The organism is Actinomyces oris (assembly GCF_001553935.1).
Taxonomy (GTDB): domain Bacteria; phylum Actinomycetota; class Actinomycetes; order Actinomycetales; family Actinomycetaceae; genus Actinomyces; species Actinomyces oris_A.
Genome location: NZ_CP014232.1, coordinates 1,254,551 through 1,271,603, shown reverse-complemented (window position 1 = coordinate 1,271,603; position 17,053 = coordinate 1,254,551). Strand labels below are relative to the sequence as shown.

The window sequence follows — 17,053 nt, the reverse complement described above, 5'->3', positions numbered from 1 at the left end:
AACACCCCGCAGGATGTCGGCGCCCCGGCCTATGCGCCCCTGAGGCGTATCCTCCCGAGGCGTGCGCCCCTTAGGCGTCTCGCGTGAGGAAGATTGCCGCCGCGATGGGCAGAGGAAGCACAGTCCAGGCGAGGAATATCAGAGCCGTCTGCGCCTGGGAGAGGAAGGTCGCCGTATCCTCAACGCCCCAGGTGTTCGCCACGGCGAAGGGATCCGTGATGGCGGCGTCGGCGGAGGTCGGGAGCAGACCCGCGAGCTCTTTGGCCCACTCCCACTGCGAGGCCATCATCTGCAACGGCACCATGATGACGAAGAGCACCACGACGACGGTCGTGATGGCGCCGGCCGTGGAGCGCAGGAGGAAGCCGTAGGCAAGACCCATCAGCGCGATGGCGGCGAAGGCGAGTCCGGAGCCCCAGAAGAAACCCAGGTACTCGCTGTCGGTGATACTCCCGGCGTCATCCTTGAGGAAGGGGACGGTGACGGCCCACGTCGCCATGGTTGACAGTAGTCCCAGGAAGAAGGCGAAGACTGCGACGACCGCGGCCTTGGCCATGAGGAGTCGACCCCGGTGGGGGGTCGCAGTGAGGCTGGAGCGGATCTGACCGGAGGCGTACTCCCCAGTGACTTGGAGTGCGCCGAGGACGGCGACGATGATATAGCCGAAGGGCGCGGCGGACGTGATCTGGTACTTGGCCTGATCCACCTGCTCCGGGATGTCGTGGTAGCCGATGGCGGTGGCCGCCCCGAAGAGGACCATGACGCCCATGGCGACGGCAGAGGTAACCCAGGTGGAGCGCAGAGAGCGGATCTTGATCCACTCGGAGCGCAGAGCGCGGCCGAAGGTTTGGTGGCCGTTGATGCGGGGGGCACGTAGCTTCGTGCCGGATGCGGTGATCGCGGTCATGGGGTTCTCCTTGAGGTCTGCGGGGTCAGGCTCAACGCAACGCGTGCTGCTGGGCGACCGGCTGGTCAGCCTGGCCCCTGGGGATGCTGGTGTTGTACTCGGTGTTGCCGCCGGTGAGCTCGAGGTAGGCGTCCTCGAGGCTGGCCTTGATGGTGGTCAGCTCATGCAGGACGATGCCGTGGGCGGCGGCGAGCTCGCCGATGCGAGCGGCAGGGGCGGCGGTCAGGGTGAGCACGCCACGCTCCGGGGTCTCGACGGCGATCCTCTGGGAGGCCAGGAGGTCGGCGAGGTCGGTTGCCTGGGGGGAGGCGACGCGCACGGTGTCGCAGGTGGCCGAGGCGATGACGTCGGTCACGGGACCGGTGCTGAGGATGCGGCCGCGGCCGATGACGATGAGGCGATCGGCTGTTTGGGCCATCTCGCCCATGAGGTGGGAGGAGATGAAGACGATGCGTCCCTCGGCCGCCAGGGAGCGGCAGATCTGGCGAACCCAGATGACGCCTTCGGGGTCCAGACCGTTGACGGGCTCATCGAAGATGAGGATGTCAGGGTCTCCCAGGAGGGCGGCGGCGATGCCCAGACGCTGCCCCATCCCGAGGCTGAACCCCTTGACCCGCTTCTTGGCCACCGAGGTGAGTCCGGTCATGTCCAGGACCTTGTCAACCCGGTTGACGGGGATGCCGTTGGACACAGCCAGCTGCGTCAGGTGGGTGCGGGCCGTTTGCGATCCGTGCAGGCCCTTGGCGTCCAGCAGGGCACCGACGGTGCACAGCGGGGCGTTGAGGTCCTTGTACTTCTTGCCGGCCACGGTCACGGTGCCGGTCGTCGGCTTGTCCAGGCCCATGATCATGCGCATGGTGGTGGACTTGCCTGCGCCGTTGGGGCCCAGGAAGCCGGTAACGGTGCCCGGCTCGACGGTGAAAGAGATGTTGTCTACAGCAACCTTGTCGCCGTAGCGCTTCGTTAATCCACGTGCCTCGATCATGAGGCGCTCCTTTCTCGCGTGAAGAAGAGGAGGTGCGGGCGAAGGCAGCCCTCTTCTGCTCCGTGTTTGTCCCGTAAACCTTAGGCAGGGCCAGGAACGGCGCGGATCGCCCATGTGGGGTACCCGATGGACGGAGAAAACCCCCACCCGTCGGCATGAGAGTTCCTGGCCTTCGAGAACACCTCAAAGGGCGAGGCGACGAATCATCTATCGAGGCGGCCTCAAGACCTCGAGGCCCCACAGCATGCTCGATCTGTTGCGATGAACGGATCGGACTCGCGTACTACCCGACCAGGGTTCCCCCACAGCCCCCTCGGCGCGTCCGCCGGTCGACCCATCCGATCGACCGATGCCCAAGAGAGCTCACCATCGTTGAATGGTGAGATCGAAAGAACTCCGCTCCTCCAACGGGAAGGAGCCACTGATGACCACCACAGAGTTCCGGAGGTGATAGCCCGTGCTTCACGAACGAGCAGCGAACCATACGCCCAGCCTTTACGCCGACGACGACGCTCACCGACGCTGGGAGCTCGCACGCCGGGACAACACCGAGATCACCTCGATCCTCAGCTTTCTCGACACCCTGCCCGATCCGGCACTGGCCGGTTTGCGAGTCCTCGAGCTCGCGTGCGGCTCAGGACGCACCACTGTGCCCATCGCAGCCGCGGGACACCACGTGCTCGCCACAGACATCAGCATCGACGTGCTCAACCTCCTCGCCGATCGACTGAAAGAACGGCGGGCCATCCAGTCGGGAGCTGCAGACCGGATCAAGCTCCGGCAGGCGGACATGGTCTCCTTCGACATCAAGGAGTTGTTCAAGGCGGTCTGCCTCCCCATGGCATCCATCAGTCTGTTGAATCCTGAGCAGCGACGAGCGGCCATACGATGCATGGCCGCCCACATGGCGATCGGCGGAACCCTCATCACCTCCATCGATCACGTACTCCCAGAGGCGGCTGAAACCAGCACCATCCAGCTCCAGCCAGATACGTACCTCACCGAGGAGATCGACCAGGTGGGTCGCCGGCGACGCACCATCCTGCGCTGCCGCGACCAGGAGCACGTCTCCGAGCACCACCTCGTCGCGCCCGAGGACCTCGTCAACGACCTCAAGGGAGCCGGCCTCTTCCTGGCCACCCAACGATCCACCCCAGACCCGGTCCTGCCCCACCACATCAGCGTCACCCTCGGCGCCGTCAATCGACGGTGACACACCCGGGCGCGAGCACCCCTGACCCCACGCCTTCATAGTGGGTGAGGCAACCGATCTTGTCTGACCACCGGCAGCCCAGTTCCTCGTCGGGAGTGCTGACAGCTTGCGGGGTTTGGAGAGTGGCACCGCAGGCTGGTCAGGTACCACCCTCACCCACCCCACCCCAGCGCCTACCACCAGCAACGCACGACAACCGGTATCCCCCCGAATTCACGTTCATAAATAGCACTTGACATACCAATAATTTATCCGGTATTAAAGTGTGGTGAGTAACTTCCTAGATGCCATCAGAACCCACTCCCACTGGTGGCCGGGCACGCATCTACGGAGCGCCACTCGAACTCAGCGGCGATATGCCGCCATTGGCACTATGGTTGGTGTCATCAACATGACACTCATGCTCACCCTTGTCACATCACCTACCCCAGAGCGCCTCTTTTTTCTTCTCTTAACAGTTGTTGCTCTATTCCTGATCCCCATATTCCCCATATGGGGTTCTCTCGGTTATCTGACCCTATGGATCGTGCTTCTTCAGGTTCCACACGTTCCCGCCAGCGACATGACCATCACCAACGCCGCCTTTTTTTTCTTCTTGGCGACATTTCTTCCCCTGCGGGTGGCACTCACTCTCGCGTTAGTCGTCCCAGCGGCGCTCATCATACCAACAGGCCCCCTTCCGGATGCAGTTTCTTATTTGTTCCTCGCAGCCTGCACCCTTCTTCCCGGATCTATACTGCGTCACACGGAGGCATCGTTAAGAGAAGAAGTATCAACCGCCACAGAGAAGCTGAAGTCCATCCGCTCCGAAATTGCACGGGAAATGCATGATCTCGTCGCCTACTCGATGTCCCAGACCGCCTTGCGGGCGCAACGCGCGGCTGCAGATCCCTCCTATCCCGTCGCCGCTCAGCAGGAGTTCGCCGCGATCGAGTCCACCGCGGCCGACGCACTTCACGAGCTGCGCCTCGTGCTGCGAGCCCTAAGAAGCAACGAGGACGAGCACACCGATCATGAACACACCGCCGCCGGATTGGGAACCGTCGTACTGGATCTTGAGGAGTCCGTGCGCGCCGTCGCCGACGACCTCTCCGCGTCCGGCTACTCCGTGACCTACCAGTGCAGGGGAGACGGGCACTACACTCGCCTTCAAGCTGCCATCCTCTCCCGGGTGCTTCGGGAGATGTGCTCCAATGTTCTGAGACATGCGGATCACGATCAACCGGTCACCATCACCCTGAGTCAAGACGCTCACAAGGCTCGCCTGGTTGTGACCAATGGGGTCCTCTCTTCGCATCACAGGTTTCCTTCCTCCGGGATGGGGATTCTTGGTATGAAGGAGAGGCTCTCAACCGTCGGCGGCTCACTGGATACGTTGATGGACAACGGCACCTGGCTGACATCCGCCTCCATCCCTCTCTCACAGCCACCCACCCGAGTCATCGAGGATGAGTCATGATCAGTATTGGTATTGCGGACGACGATGCCCTGGTTCGTCAGACGCTGACGGATCTTCTCTCCAGGAACGACGACATCGTCGTTGCCTGGACAGCCAAGGACGGCCAGGAGGCGCTCGACCTCTTCCACTCCTCGGAGGTCGAGAGCAGGGTCCAAGCCGTTCTCGTGGACGTCCAGATGCCCAAGATGGATGGCCTCGCACTGGCTCAAGCACTTCTCGAGGAGAAACCAGATATTGCGATCCTCATCCTGACGACTTTTACAGCCGACTCCATCGTTGACGAAGCCATGGCACTGGGGGTACGCGGATTCGTTGCCAAGGAGGATGGTGCCTCATCCTTGGCCGGCGCCATCCACCAGGCGGTCGCAGGCAATCTCGTCCTGTCACCAACATCATCGGCCATCATCAGCGACCAGGCCAGACTGTGGGCAAGCGGCTCCTCCCGCCCCTCGGAGTCCATCCCGGTTCCGACTCACGCGCAGCAGCCCCCTTCCCCCCTCCCCCACGGGGTCACCCTCTCAGAACGAGAACGGGAGGTGCTGACACTTGTCGTGGACGCCAAGACCAACAAGCAGATTGCCACTCGATTGAGAGTCAGTGAGGCCACGGTCAAGACTCACGTATCCGCCATTATCGCCAAGCTCGGAGTCCAAGACCGGGTGGGAGCAGCCGTGTACGCCCTGCAGCACAATCTGGTGTGATCGGACTCATCCGATCCGCCTATCCGGTCGGGCGATTCGCCCTGTCACTTAAAACAAGAGACTTAGTGCGTTGCCAACACCGTAACCGGAAAGGACGAACGATGTTCCACTTCTTCCCCTTCTCACTCAACCTCACCTCTTTCAGCAAAGATTTCGACTGGCGGAATTTTCGGAACTGGGGATAACAGCTTCTGACCAGAACACACATGCTTGTTGCCGCAGACCCGGGCTGAGCGAGAAGCTCCGACATTGCCGCCTGAGCCGCCGCGCGTTCGTCGAGGAAAGTCACCCCTGCGCCCCTGTCGTCGAACGCACGCCCTCAGTGACGTGAGCGGGCGGGCCGAGTGCACCTCGGCCCGCCCGCTGAGTCGTTGGCTACACGTCTACTCGTTGCCGTGGCAGGTCAGGCCCTTCTTGGGCATGGTGCCGGAGATCAGGTAGGCGTCGACGGCGTCGTTGACGCAGGAGGCGTCGCCGCCGTAGGCGGTGTGCCCATTGCCCTCCCAGGTCAGCAGCTGGCCGGAGTCGAGCTGCTCGGCCAGGGACTTCGACCAGGCGTACGGGGTGGCCGGGTCCCCGGTGGTTCCCACCACGAGGATCGGCGCAGCCCCGCGGGCATGGATCTGCGTGGGCTTGCGGGTCCCGTTGTGCCCCCACACGCTGCACACCAGGTCCATGCCGACCGCGGAGTCCGCAAAGACCGGGGCCTCGCGCTTGGCCTGCTCGTACTGCGCGGCCCAGGTCGTCTTGTCACCCTCCACCGGGTAGTCCAGGCAGGTGACGGCCTGGAAGGCACCGCCGCCGTCGTCCTTCGAGGAGGTGTCCTGCTCCTCGGAGGCCACGAAGGCTGAGCCGTCGCGGTGGTTGATGGCCTGGTCGAGGGCCTTGTTCAGGGGCTCCCAGTTCTGCTCGGTGGTGTAGAGGTACTCGCTCAGGGCGGCGACGATGTCCGAGCCGGTCACGGTGCGGTTCGGGTCACCGGTCGCCAGGGGCGTGCTGTTGGCGGAAGTGATGAGGTCGCGGATCTGCTGGACTCCGGCGTCGGTGCCCCCGCTCAGCGGGCAGCCGGTGGAGTTCTGGCAGTAGTCCACGTAGGTGCGCAGCGCCTGCTCGAAGCCCTTGGCCTGCCCCAGTCCCTGCTCGGCGAGGGACAGGGAGGGGTCGATGGCGCCGTCGAGCACCATGCGGCCCGTGTTGCCGGGGAAGGTCTCAGCGTAGACGGAGGCGAGGTAGGTGCCGTAGGAGAATCCCAGGTAGTTGAGCTTCTCCTGGCCGGCCAGCGCCCGCAGGATGTCGAGGTCCCGGGCTGCGGAGACGGTGTCGACGTGGTCGAGCAGGGCGGCGGGCTCGGTGTGGGAGGCGCACTGCTCGGTCAGCTCCTGGAAGGACTGCCGAGTTGACTCCGCCCACTCCTCGTAGGACTCGCCGCCCGAGGCCTCCGTTCCTGCCGATGGCGAGGCCGTGGCCCCAGCGGAGGTGGAGGGCTCGGCGGTGCTGGAGGATGAGTCGTCGTCGCTGGAGCAGGTGATGGCCGTGGAGGATCCGACCCCGCGCGGGTCGAAGCCGATGATGTCGTAGGCGTTGAGCAGATCGGGACTGAAGGCGTTGCCCGCCCGCTCGGCGAAGGAGACCCCGGAGTCGCCGGGGCCACCGGGGTTGATGAACAGGGCGCCCTGGGCGTGGCCGCCGGTGGCGGCGCGCTTCTTCACGGCGATCGAGATGGTCTCGCCCTTGGGGTTGGCGTAGTCCAGGGGGACGGTGATGACGGCGCAGCTGAAGGTGGCCGTGTCGGTCTCCTCCTCGGAGGAGCCGGCCGTCCCGGTCGCGCCGGTCGCGCCGTCGGAGCTCGGGGCGGCGGTTGCCTGCGCCGAGGCCGTGGCGGCCGTCGTGGAGGCGCTCGCCTGGGCGGTCGTCTCCGAGGCCTTCTCCACGCCGTCGGTGGCGGCGCAGGGGTACCAGTTGACGGCCTGGCGGTAGAAGGACTCCAGGCCGGAGGGAATCGGGCCCGCGACGGTGGCCGAGCCGCCCGCTGCGGGGGCCAGTCCCGTCCCGCAGGCGCTCAGGCATCCGCCGACGAGGACCGCCAGCACACCGATGCTCGTGCGACGACGGCGCGATGCGCCACCTGTCATCGAGGACTGCGCGGACGCCTGCGCCGCGATGGCGCGCCCCGAATCGGCCGGGCGCTGCCTTAGTGTTCTTGTCATGCGCGGCATCTTACGAAGGCCACCTGTGTCCCCCATATGCCCGGCGTGTTCGTAGGGTAAGTCACGCGGTCGTCCCCTGAACCCACACCGCGCGGCATAACCCACGGCCGCGCGGGAGCACGATCACGAGGCGAACAGGTGTGAGACCTCGCTCTTTGCGCGCCGTCCGGGGACCGTCAGGGCCAGGTGGATCGCGACGGCGAGCATCACCGCGGCCCCCACCCCCAGGCTGACGCTGAGCCCCGCATCCGTGGCGGAGCGGACCAGCGGTGCCAGGTGGGAGCGCATGTCAGCCGTCATGGCGGTGGGCCATCCGTCCAGTGCCCGCAGCCCCTTGCCGGAGGCCACCAGGGAGATGAGACGCTCCCGATCCGCAGTCCGCCCCAGGACACCGATCTGCGGGGCCATCGTCATCACGCTCCGGATGACGCGCTCATAGCTCACACCCATGACCGCGACCCCCATGACGATGCCGAGCTGCCGGGCCGAGGCGGAGAAGCCCGAGGTCATCCCCGCGGTGTCCTCATCGGCCGAGGAGACCGCCAGCTGGTTGACGATCGTCCCGGTGGCCCCGGTGGCGGCCCCCGCCAGGACGAGCCCGGGAATGAGGACCAGCCAGGTACTCGATCCGCGCAGGAGCATGAGCAGGCAGGAGCCGATGACGCCGCCCAGCACGATTCCCAGCAGGCTCGCCCTGGCTCCGTGGCGTCTGACCGCTCCCCCGCAGGTGGCGGCCACGATGAGGGCGGAGGCGCTGAAGGGCAGGAAGCACAGTCCGGTCTGGGCGGGGGTGAGCCGGTAGATGTTCTGCGCGTACAGGGACAGGAAGGCCATTGGCCCGATGAGGGCCGCCTGGATGATGAAGCCGACCAGGACGCTGCCGGCGTAGGTGGGTTCGGTGAGGATCGAGACGTCGACCATGGGGCTGGCCGATCGTCTCTCGACGAGGCAGAACGCGGCGAGCAGCGCCGCCGAGCCGGCCAGCAGGGAGACAATCATGGGCGAGGCCCATCCCCACGTGTTTCCCTGAAGGAGCGCCAGCGTGAGCGCCCCCGTCATGGCGACGCACAGCACCGTGCCCGGCCAATCGACCTTCCTGGATGCCGCCTTGCCCGCAGCGCCGCCCCGGTCCGCGCCAACCTCGGGAACCCAGCGCGATCCGAGCCAGACCGCCAGGCCCACCGGGACGTTGACCCAGAAGATCGAGCGCCAGCCCGCCATCAGCACGAGCCCTCCGCCAAGGAGCGGGCCCAGGGCGATCGCCGCACCGGAGACCGCGCCGTAGACACCGATCGCCCGCGCCCGGGCGGGGCCGGCCTGGTAGCGGTCCGAGATCATGGGGACGCCGACGCCCAGGAAGATCGCGCCACCGACCCCCTGAATGAAGCGGCTCCAGTCCAGGACACCGACCGACGGCGCCAGCGCGCAGACCAGGGAGCCGGCCGTGAACAGGACAACCCCCCAGCGGAAGAGGCGCAGCCGCCCCATCGATCCGCTCAGCGTCGCCGCCGACATGAGGAGTGTCCCCAGCGGCAGGGTGTAGGCGTTGACCACCCACTGGAGCTCGCTCAGCGACGCCCCCAGCGCGGCCCCCATGTCAGGCAGCGCGACGGAGACGACCGTGACGTCCAGGACGTTCATGAAGCTGGCGGTGCAGATCAGCAGCAAGACGAGTGTCTGCCTCACATGGCGCACCTTTCGCGAGGGTTCCCGGGTGGCGGCACGCACCCCAGACCTAAACGACCGCCACACAGATTAACACCGGGGCGACCACCTGTGCGCAGCGCTCACCCGGCTGCACGACCGCGCGGTCGTAGGGTAGGTCGCGCGGTCGCACCCTCGAACCCTCGATCTCGAGGCATAAGGCACGACCGCGCGAAAGCGGGCGCCCTTCGACGTGCGCCGCCCCTGCGAGCCTCAGGCCCCGACGGCGCGCAGGTGCCCCAGCACCTCGGCGTGGGCGGTCGGGGTGCCCACGAGGAGCGAGCCGGCGCGGCGCACGTCGAAGGGCGCCCCGTCCATCCGGGTCAGGACCGCGCCGGTCTCGGTGCACAGCAGCGCACCGGCCGCAACGTCCCAGGGCTGGAGCCGCGGCTGGGCATAGACAACCGCGCCGCCCGCGGCCACCTCCGCCATCTCCAGGGCGGCCGCCCCGTAGCAGCGCATGCCGCGCGAGGCCTCGATGGCCTGGCCGATGCCCGCATCCTGCGTGAGCTGGTAGTGGGCGATGAGCATGCCCTCGCTCAAGGGCAGGTCCTCCAGCCGCTCCAGGGCCCGCGGCGCCGCGTCGTCGGTGCCCGCCGACCCCGCCAAAAGCGGCTGCACCCATGCGCCCCGCCCGCGGATGGCCGTGTAGAGCCGGCCCGCCACGGGGTCGGCGAGGACGGCCACCGTGGGCGCGCCGTCGTCGACCAGGGCCAGGGAGATGGCCCAGTCGCGGTGGGTGGCCACGTAGTTGAGGGTCCCGTCGATGGGGTCGAGCACCCAGGCCCGCCCGCGGTAGGTCTCGAAGTCCTCGACGCGGTGCGCCTCCTCGCCGTGGATGGGCACGCCCGTGGCCTCCAGGTGGCCGGCGATGCGCTCCTCGACGCCGCGGTCGACCTGGGTGACCAGGTCGTTGCGGTGGGCCTTGGCCTCGATGCGCAGCTCCTCACCCGGGTCCAGGGCGAAGGCGGCCGCCTGGCGGACCGCAGCCACCCCGCAGGTGAGCAGCTCCTCCAGGCAGGCCGACGACGTCGGCCCGACCGACAGCTCCGGTGTCACTGACCCACCACCGGCACTCACGACTGGAGCTCCTGCTGCCTGGCGAGCCGGCTGCTGTGGACGAGCCAGGCCACGCCCAGCACCACCAGCCACAGGGGCGAGGCGAAGACCGCGATGCGAGTGTCGTGGGCCTGAGTGAGGGTCCAGATGACGAAGGCGAAGAAGGCCAGGCACAGCCAGGCCGCCCCACGCTCACCGGGCAGGCGGAAGGTGCTGGCGCGGTGAAGCTCGGGCCGCAGGGTGAGGAAGCGCAGGTAGCTCACGACGATGACGCACCACACGAGGATGAACAGGACGCTGGCCACCGTGGTCACCGTCGTGAAGGCCGCGATGATGGACTTGGAGGTGTAGAGCAGCGGGATCGAGGTGAGCAGGCTGGCGCAGGTGACGGCTAGGGATACTCCCGGCACCGAACGGGCCGTCAGCTTGCGGAAGATGTGGGGGGCGTTGTCCGCCCAGGACAGGCCGAAGAGCATCCGGGAGGTGGAGTAGACCCCGGAGTTGGCCGACGACGCCGCGGCTGTGAGCACCACGAAGTTGACGACGCTGGCGGCCACGCCGAGCCCCGCCAGGGCGAACATGGCCACGAAGGGGCTTGCCTCCGGGTTGATCTCCTGCCACGGGGTGACGGCCATGATGGCCGCGAGCGCCCCCAGGTAGAACAGGACGATGCGCACCGGGATGGCGTTGATGGCCCGGGGCAGGGTGACCTCCGGGTCCTTGGCCTCGGCGGCCGCGGTCCCCACGAGCTCGGTGCCCACGAAGGCGAAGATGGCGATCTGGAAGGCCCCGAAGAACCCGCTCGCACCGTTGGGGAAGAATCCGCCACTCCAGATGTTGGAGAACTGGGCGTGGGCGCCGTTGGGCGCCGTGAACCCGCGCAGCACCATGAGGACACCGACGACGACGAGCGCCATGATGGCCACGATCTTGATGATGGAGAACCAGAACTCGATCTCCCCGAAGGCCTTGACGGTGGCGAGGTTGAGGCTGAACAGCAGGACCACGGTGGCCACCGGCACGATCCACAACGGCAGGTCCGGCCACCAGTACCTCACGTACCCGGTGATGACGATGACCTCGGCCACAGCCGTCACCAGCCAGCACACGTAGTAGGTCCAGCCCACGAAGAAGCCCGCCCACGGCCCGATGAGGTCGTGGGCGACGTCGGCGAAGGACTTGTAGGACAGGTTGGACAGCAGCACCTCGCCCAGGGCTCGCATGACCAGGAAGAGGATGGCGCCGATGACCGCGTAGACGAGGAACACACCGGGGCCGGCCAGGGAGATCGTCTTCCCCGACCCCATGAACAGCCCGGTTCCGATGGCCCCGCCGATGGCGATGAGCTGGACGTGGCGGTTGGTGAGGTGGCGCTGGAGCTGGGGCTCGGCGTCGTGGTCCACCATCTGGTCGAGGTCAGGCCGCTGAGGCGGCGAGGACTCGGCCGCCGAGGTGGAATCGGCGGGCGGCGGCGTGAGGGGCATCTCGTCTCCTGATCGTGGGTGACGCCACGAGCCTAGCGCTACCAGGTTCATCCCCGATTCACACGGGTAGGCTCGGCGCCGTGAACCTCAAGGAGCAGATCCGCCACTCGATTCCGGCTGCGATCGTCGTCGTCATCGGCGCCTGGGTGATGATCTACTACTCGATCGTCCAGTGGGAGACGATGAAGCCGGTGCCCAGCTGGGATCTGGCGATCTTCTCCGAGCTGGCCAAGGCCTACGCCCACTTCCAGACCCCGATCGTGCCGGTCAAGGGTGACGGATACAACCTCCTGGGTGACCACTTCCATCCGATCCTCATTCTGCTGGGGCCGATCTGGAGGCTCTTCCCCACGCCCCTGAGCCTGCTCATCACTCAGGACCTGCTGCTGGCGTTCTCGGCCTGGCCGCTGACCCGCCTGGCCAGCCGCCTGACGAATCAGTGGGTGGCCGGTGGGCTGGGGCTCGTCTACGTCCTGTCCTGGGGGATGCAGGGGGCCGTGGCGGCACAGTTCCATGAGATCGCCTTCGCGATGCCGCTGCTGGCCTACGCCTCGGTGGCCTTCGTGGAGCGGCGCTGGGGGGCGGTGACGGCCTGGTCGGTGCCCCTGGTCCTGGTCAAGGAGGACATGGGGTTGACGGTGCTCATGATCGGAGTGGCCGTCATCCTCACCTCAGCCGTCCCGGCCTGGTACCGCACGTGCACGGTCATCCGGCCCGGTGGCCGTGGGGCCGACGGCCTCGACGCCGCTGGGGATGCTGCTGGGAACGCCGCTGAAAGCGCTCCCCAGGACGACGCCGCCCGCAACCGGCGGCGGGGGCTGCGCCTGGGCGTGGGCATGATCGTCGGCGGGATCGCGGCCTTCCTCTTCGCGATCCAGGTGTTCCTGCCGGCCTTCAACATCAACGGGGTGTGGGACTACGGCCTGAGCTCACAGGACCAGCCCACCTCACCCGACGCCCTGACCCAGAAGGCCACGGTGGTCGTCATGCTGATCCTCACCAGTGGAATCGTCGGGGTCACCTCGCCGTGGCTGCTCGTGGTGCTGCCGACGCTGGCGTGGCGGTTCCTGGGGTCGGTGGAGTTCTACTGGGTGTGGGACAACTGGCACTACAACGCCACCCTCATGCCGATCGCGCTGGGGGCGCTGCTCGACGTCGTCGCCCGGCGCCGGGCGCACGGCTCCTACGTGGCCGACCACCCCGTCAGGCAGGTGGGGGTCGATGGCCGAGCAGTCATGGGGCGCTCCGCCCAGGCCGCCCTGGCTGCCGGGGAGGCAGGCACCGCCGGCGAGTCCGACGTCGACGGCCCGCGCCGGAGCCCAACCGCCTTCCCCACCTGGCTCACGGTGCCGCTGCGGCACCGCTTCGTGGTGGCCACGAGCATCCTCACCACGGTGGCCACCGGGGTGCTGACCGCCCCCTACCTCCCGCTGTGGCAGGCCACCAACAAGAACTTCGACCCGCTTGCCGCCGAGGCCAAGCAGAGCGACGAGGCGAAGAGAACCGAGACGCATCGGGTGGCCGTCGCCCACGAGGCCATCGCCACCATCCCCGAGGGGGCCACGGTGGTCACCGACCTGTCCCTGCTGGCCTACCTGGTGCCCCGGGCCGAGGTCTCCTGGGTGGGCACGAGCGGCCCCGACAAGGAGTACATCGTCATGACCCCGACCAGCGCCAACCAGTGGGGCACCACCAATGCCGCCACCTGGGGCGAGCAGCACTCCAAGCAGGGGGCCACCTACACCGTCATCTTCAACAAGGACAACTACCAGATCGCCAAGCGCAATGGCTGAGGCCGTCCCCGGCGCCGGTGCCGGAACCCGCGGTGCCTCTGGGGTCTGGGCCGGGGGTGCTCCCACGTCGGGGGCCGGAGGCGGGGCCGGGCCGGGGACTGAGCTGGCTCCGTCCGTGACCCCCTCCCCCTCGGCAGCTGCCGCAGACTCCCCGCCAGCAGCCGGCTCCCCACGGGTGGCCGGGCGGCTGCCAGCCGTGGCTGCGTCCCCCTCTGCAGCCAGCTCCCCGCCGGCAGCCGGCTCCCCATCGGCAGCCGGGCGGGCCCCGTCCGTGACTGCCTCCCTGGCCCTGGTCGCCGCGGGCGGATGCGCGGGCACGCTGGTACGCGCGGCCCTGGAGCGGGCCTGGCCCGCCTCCCCCGGGCACCTGCCGGTCACGACCCTGGCCCTTAACGTCGTCGGGGCCCTGGCCCTGGGGCTGCTGCTCGGGGCGCTCGGCGAAGGCCGCCCCCGCCTGCGACTGGCCCTGGGCACGGGGGTGCTGGGCGGGCTGACGACGCACTCGACCTTCATCCTGGAGAGCCACCGGCTCCTGACCTCCAGCGGGGACGGCGGCCACCCGGTCCTCGGCGCCGCCTACCTGGTGGGGTCGATGGTGGCCGGGCTGGTGGCGGCCGGGCTCGGGCTGTGGCTGGCCGGCCGTCTGCGCCGCACGGGTCGCACGGGCAGTGTGGGCAGTGCAGGCCGAGTGGACCGCGCAGGCAGCGGCCGCCTCCCGGAGGTGTCATGAGCGGGGCCGCCGCCGGGCTGGGAACCTGGCTCACCGACTGGCTCCCCCTGGCGCTGGCCGGCGGGGTGGGGGCGGCCTGCCGCTGGGGCGTGGACACCTCGGTCAGCCGCCTCGGCAGCCGAGTCGCCCGGGAGGCTGCGGCGGGAGGCCGGCAGCGGCGTCGTTCCGGGGTGCGGGCGCCCTGGATGTCGCGGATGCTGCGAATGCCGTGGGGCACGGTCGTCGTCAACGTGACCGCCTGCCTCCTCATGGGCCTGCTCGTGGGCCGGGCGGCAGACCCGCCGCACTCCGGAACCTGGGCCGCCACCGCGCTGACCGTCGTGGGGACCGGCTTCCTGGGCGGGTACTCGACCTTCTCCACGGCCTGCGTCGAGGGGGCGCGCCTGCTGCTGGCCGGGCGGTGGGGGCCGGCCCTGGCGCACGCGACCCTCATGACGGCGGGGACGCTGGGCGCCGTCGGACTCGGGCTGGCTGCCGGCGCAGCCCTGCGTTAGAGCGCCACCGGGCCGGCCCCGGCCTCACTTCGACCAAAACTTCACAAACGACGCGGCTCCGGGTCGAATATGAAGATTCGGTCGAAGTGTGTGGGTCGGAGGATGGGCGACGGCGCCTCCGGGGCCGATGAGCTTCGGTGACCTTCGTGAGCGCGCCGTAAGCGGCTCGTGAGCGCCCCGTGAGGTTGGCGGGCCTGCCGAGATCGGCCCGAGACGGCTGTGACGAACTGTGCTCTCATCAGCCATATCAGGCGTATTGCGGGGCCTGTCTCCTCTGACAGACTCGCTGCCATGAGTGTTCAGCCGCCTTCTTCGACGCCGACGCGGACGCAGTCGAGGACCAACCGCGCCACGGTCATCACCCTCGTGGTCATCGCCGTCATCCTGGCCGTCCTCGCCGCAGTGCTGCTGCAGAACGTCGCCTCCCGCCGCCATCAAGCCGCCGCCGCCAGCCAGGCGCCCGCCTCCTCCTCCGATTCGGCCGCCGCGGTCCCCGAGCCCGTACCGGCCCCGCCGGTCGCCGACCAGCAGACCCTGGAGCTCATCCACTCCGAGATCCACCGCGACCCGGCCGACGGCCAGGCCAAGGGCAAGGTCGACGCGCCGGTCGTCATGGTCATCTACTCCGACTTCGCCTGCCCCTTCTGCACCCAGTTCGCCCGGAATGTCGAGCCCGAGCTGAACAAGCTGGTCAAGGAGGGCACGCTGCGCATCGAGTGGCGCGACCTGGCCCAGATCAGCGAGACCTCGCCCCTGGCCGCCCAGGCCGGGCGGGCCGCCGCCAAGCAGGGAAAGTTCTGGGAGTTCCACGACGCCGTCTACGCCGCCGCCGACCCCAAGGGCCACCCGACCTACACCGAGGACTCCCTGGTCGACTTCGCCAAGAAGGCCGGGGTGGCGGACCTGTCGAAGTTCCGCACTGACATGACCGCCGCCGAGACCGTCAAGGCCGTCTCCGAGTCCACCGACCACGTCCATTCCATCGGCATTCAGGGAACCCCGTTCATGATCGTGGGCGAGACCTACATCAACGGGTACCAGGACGCCGACTACATGACATCCGTCGTCAAGAGCCAGGCCGCCAAGGCCAAGGAGGCCAAGGGAGCCCAGGGCACTACCGGGTCCGCGAGCCCCGCGGCACCGGCATCGGCGCACTGACCGCCGCGCAGCGGAACGCCGACGGCGCCCGTCGGCTCAGGTGCTCCTGCCCCACCCCGGGGCTCCTCCCCCGACTCGCCCCCTGGGCGGGCCGGGGGACGCTATTCTTCCATGACTTATCCCATTGATCGTCTGACGAGCAACGACGCAACCAGCGACGTCAGCAACGGTCGTTTCACCAAGGAGCGCGAGCATGGCACTGAGCATCGGAGTGGATGTCGGCGGAACGAAGATCGCGGCCGGCGTCGTCGACGACGAGGGGAAGGTTCTTCAGACGATTCGGCGCGACTCCCCCGCCGCCGACCGCCAGGCGATCATTGACACGATCACGATGGTGGTGCGCCGGCTGCGGGAGGACTTCCCCGACGTGGCCACCGTGGGCATCGGGGCGGCGGGCTTCGTGTCCTCCGACCGCAACACGATGGCGCACGGCACCAACCTGGACTGGACTGGGATGCGGATCGGCGACGTCGTCTCCGAGGGCGTGGGCCTGCCCGTCGTCGTCGAGAACGACGCCAATGCCTTCGGGTGGGCCGAGGCCCGCTTCGGGGCGGCCCGCGGCAAACGCAACGCCCTCATCGTGGCCATCGGCACCGGCGTGGGCGGGGCCATCATCGTTGACGGCCACCTCCTGCGCGGGGCGGCCGGATTCGGCGGGGAGATCGGGCACCTCAACGTCGTTCCCGGCGGGCGCCCCTGCGGGTGCGGCCTGCGCGGGTGCCTGGAGCGCTACAGCGCCGGCACGGCCCTGGGAGTCAACGCCTGGGAGCTGGCGCAGTTCCGCCCCGGCTATGCGGCCCGCATCATCGAGCTCTCCGGCGGCGACCCGGAGCACATCTCCGGCAAGGCCGTCACCGCAGCCGCCCGCGAGGGGGACCCCGCCGCCCTGGAGTGCTACGAGCAGCTCACCCACTGGCTGGGGGTGGGACTGGCCGATATGTGCGCGCTGCTGGACCCGGAGGTCATCGTCATCGCCGGCGGCCTGGCCGAGGCCGGCGACATCCTGCTCGCCCCCACGCGCAAGGCCTTCGCCGACAACCTCACGGCCGGTACCCACCGCCCCGCCATCCCGGTGGTCCTGGCCGAGGGCGGTCAGGAGGCCGGGCTCGTCGGGGCCGCGGACCTGGCCCGCCAGCCCTGAGGGCCGCGGCCGGCCGGG

General features: G+C 68.3%; 14 protein-coding genes. 8 read left to right on the top strand and 6 right to left on the bottom strand.

What is annotated here, in order from left to right:
* Positions 1 to 70: 70 nt before the first annotated feature.
* Both AXE84_RS05325 and AXE84_RS05320 read right to left on the bottom strand, forming a co-directional pair.
* Positions 71 to 907: an ABC transporter permease subunit gene (locus tag AXE84_RS05325; protein ID WP_010612969.1), complete on the bottom strand. Its 837-nt coding sequence runs from the start codon at positions 905 to 907 to the stop codon at positions 71 to 73.
* Between the two features lie 31 nt (positions 908 to 938).
* Positions 939 to 1,892: an ABC transporter ATP-binding protein gene (locus tag AXE84_RS05320; protein WP_010612968.1), complete on the bottom strand. Its 954-nt coding sequence runs from the start codon at positions 1,890 to 1,892 to the stop codon at positions 939 to 941.
* Positions 1,893 to 2,349: 457 nt separating this feature from the next.
* Between AXE84_RS05320 and mpaM the strand changes: the two genes are divergently transcribed.
* The 3 genes from mpaM to AXE84_RS05305 all read left to right on the top strand — a co-directional run bounded on the left by mpaM (position 2,350) and on the right by AXE84_RS05305 (position 5,265).
* A complete protein-coding gene (gene mpaM / locus AXE84_RS05315) occupies positions 2,350 to 3,105 on the top strand; it encodes a daptide-type RiPP biosynthesis methyltransferase (RefSeq protein WP_060957117.1) in 756 nt (251 codons plus the stop codon).
* Positions 3,106 to 3,505: 400 nt separating this feature from the next.
* Entirely contained in the window at positions 3,506 to 4,564 is a 1,059-nt protein-coding gene (locus AXE84_RS05310; protein ID WP_029316124.1) for a sensor histidine kinase, read from the top strand.
* Positions 4,561 to 5,265 carry a response regulator gene (locus AXE84_RS05305; protein WP_010612965.1) on the top strand — a complete coding sequence of 235 codons (705 nt, stop codon included), beginning with the start codon at positions 4,561 to 4,563 and terminating at the stop codon, positions 5,263 to 5,265. The genes AXE84_RS05310 and AXE84_RS05305 overlap by 4 nt, the downstream gene beginning before the upstream one ends.
* Positions 5,266 to 5,648: 383 nt before the next feature.
* Here AXE84_RS05305 and AXE84_RS05300 read toward each other — a convergent pair whose 3' ends face one another.
* The 4 genes from AXE84_RS05300 to AXE84_RS05285 all read right to left on the bottom strand — a co-directional run bounded on the left by AXE84_RS05300 (position 5,649) and on the right by AXE84_RS05285 (position 11,719).
* Positions 5,649 to 7,481 (bottom strand): alpha/beta hydrolase, encoded by a 1,833-nt coding sequence (locus tag AXE84_RS05300; RefSeq protein WP_060957116.1) that lies wholly within the window; start codon positions 7,479 to 7,481, stop codon positions 5,649 to 5,651.
* A gap of 114 nt (positions 7,482 to 7,595) precedes the next feature.
* On the bottom strand, positions 7,596 to 9,158 hold the full coding sequence (locus tag AXE84_RS05295) for an MFS transporter (protein WP_060957115.1): 1,563 nt from the start codon (positions 9,156 to 9,158) through the stop codon (positions 7,596 to 7,598).
* A 231-nt stretch (positions 9,159 to 9,389) separates the two neighbouring features.
* Complete coding sequence (locus AXE84_RS05290) at positions 9,390 to 10,256, bottom strand: inositol monophosphatase family protein (RefSeq protein ID WP_060957114.1); 867 nt, start codon at positions 10,254 to 10,256, stop codon at positions 9,390 to 9,392.
* Positions 10,253 to 11,719, bottom strand: a complete 1,467-nt coding sequence (locus AXE84_RS05285; protein WP_208854577.1) for an amino acid permease — start codon at positions 11,717 to 11,719, stop codon at positions 10,253 to 10,255. The genes AXE84_RS05290 and AXE84_RS05285 overlap by 4 nt, the downstream gene beginning before the upstream one ends.
* A gap of 80 nt (positions 11,720 to 11,799) precedes the next feature.
* Here AXE84_RS05285 and AXE84_RS05280 point away from each other — a divergent pair, with 80 nt between their 5' ends.
* The 5 genes from AXE84_RS05280 to AXE84_RS05260 all read left to right on the top strand — a co-directional run bounded on the left by AXE84_RS05280 (position 11,800) and on the right by AXE84_RS05260 (position 17,035).
* Complete coding sequence (locus AXE84_RS05280) at positions 11,800 to 13,512, top strand: DUF2079 domain-containing protein (RefSeq protein WP_060957113.1); 1,713 nt, start codon at positions 11,800 to 11,802, stop codon at positions 13,510 to 13,512.
* Positions 13,505 to 14,242: a fluoride efflux transporter FluC gene (locus tag AXE84_RS13245; protein ID WP_236750164.1), complete on the top strand. Its 738-nt coding sequence runs from the start codon at positions 13,505 to 13,507 to the stop codon at positions 14,240 to 14,242. Before AXE84_RS05280 ends, AXE84_RS13245 begins: the two co-directional genes overlap by 8 nt.
* Complete coding sequence (locus AXE84_RS05270; RefSeq protein ID WP_060957111.1) at positions 14,239 to 14,736, top strand: fluoride efflux transporter FluC; 498 nt, start codon at positions 14,239 to 14,241, stop codon at positions 14,734 to 14,736. The genes AXE84_RS13245 and AXE84_RS05270 overlap by 4 nt, the downstream gene beginning before the upstream one ends.
* Positions 14,737 to 14,955: 219 nt before the next feature.
* Positions 14,956 to 15,894 (top strand): DsbA family protein, encoded by a 939-nt coding sequence (locus AXE84_RS05265; protein WP_060957110.1) that lies wholly within the window; start codon positions 14,956 to 14,958, stop codon positions 15,892 to 15,894.
* Positions 15,895 to 16,087: 193 nt separating this feature from the next.
* Complete coding sequence (locus AXE84_RS05260) at positions 16,088 to 17,035, top strand: ROK family glucokinase (protein WP_060957109.1); 948 nt, start codon at positions 16,088 to 16,090, stop codon at positions 17,033 to 17,035.
* Positions 17,036 to 17,053: the final 18 nt, after the last annotated feature.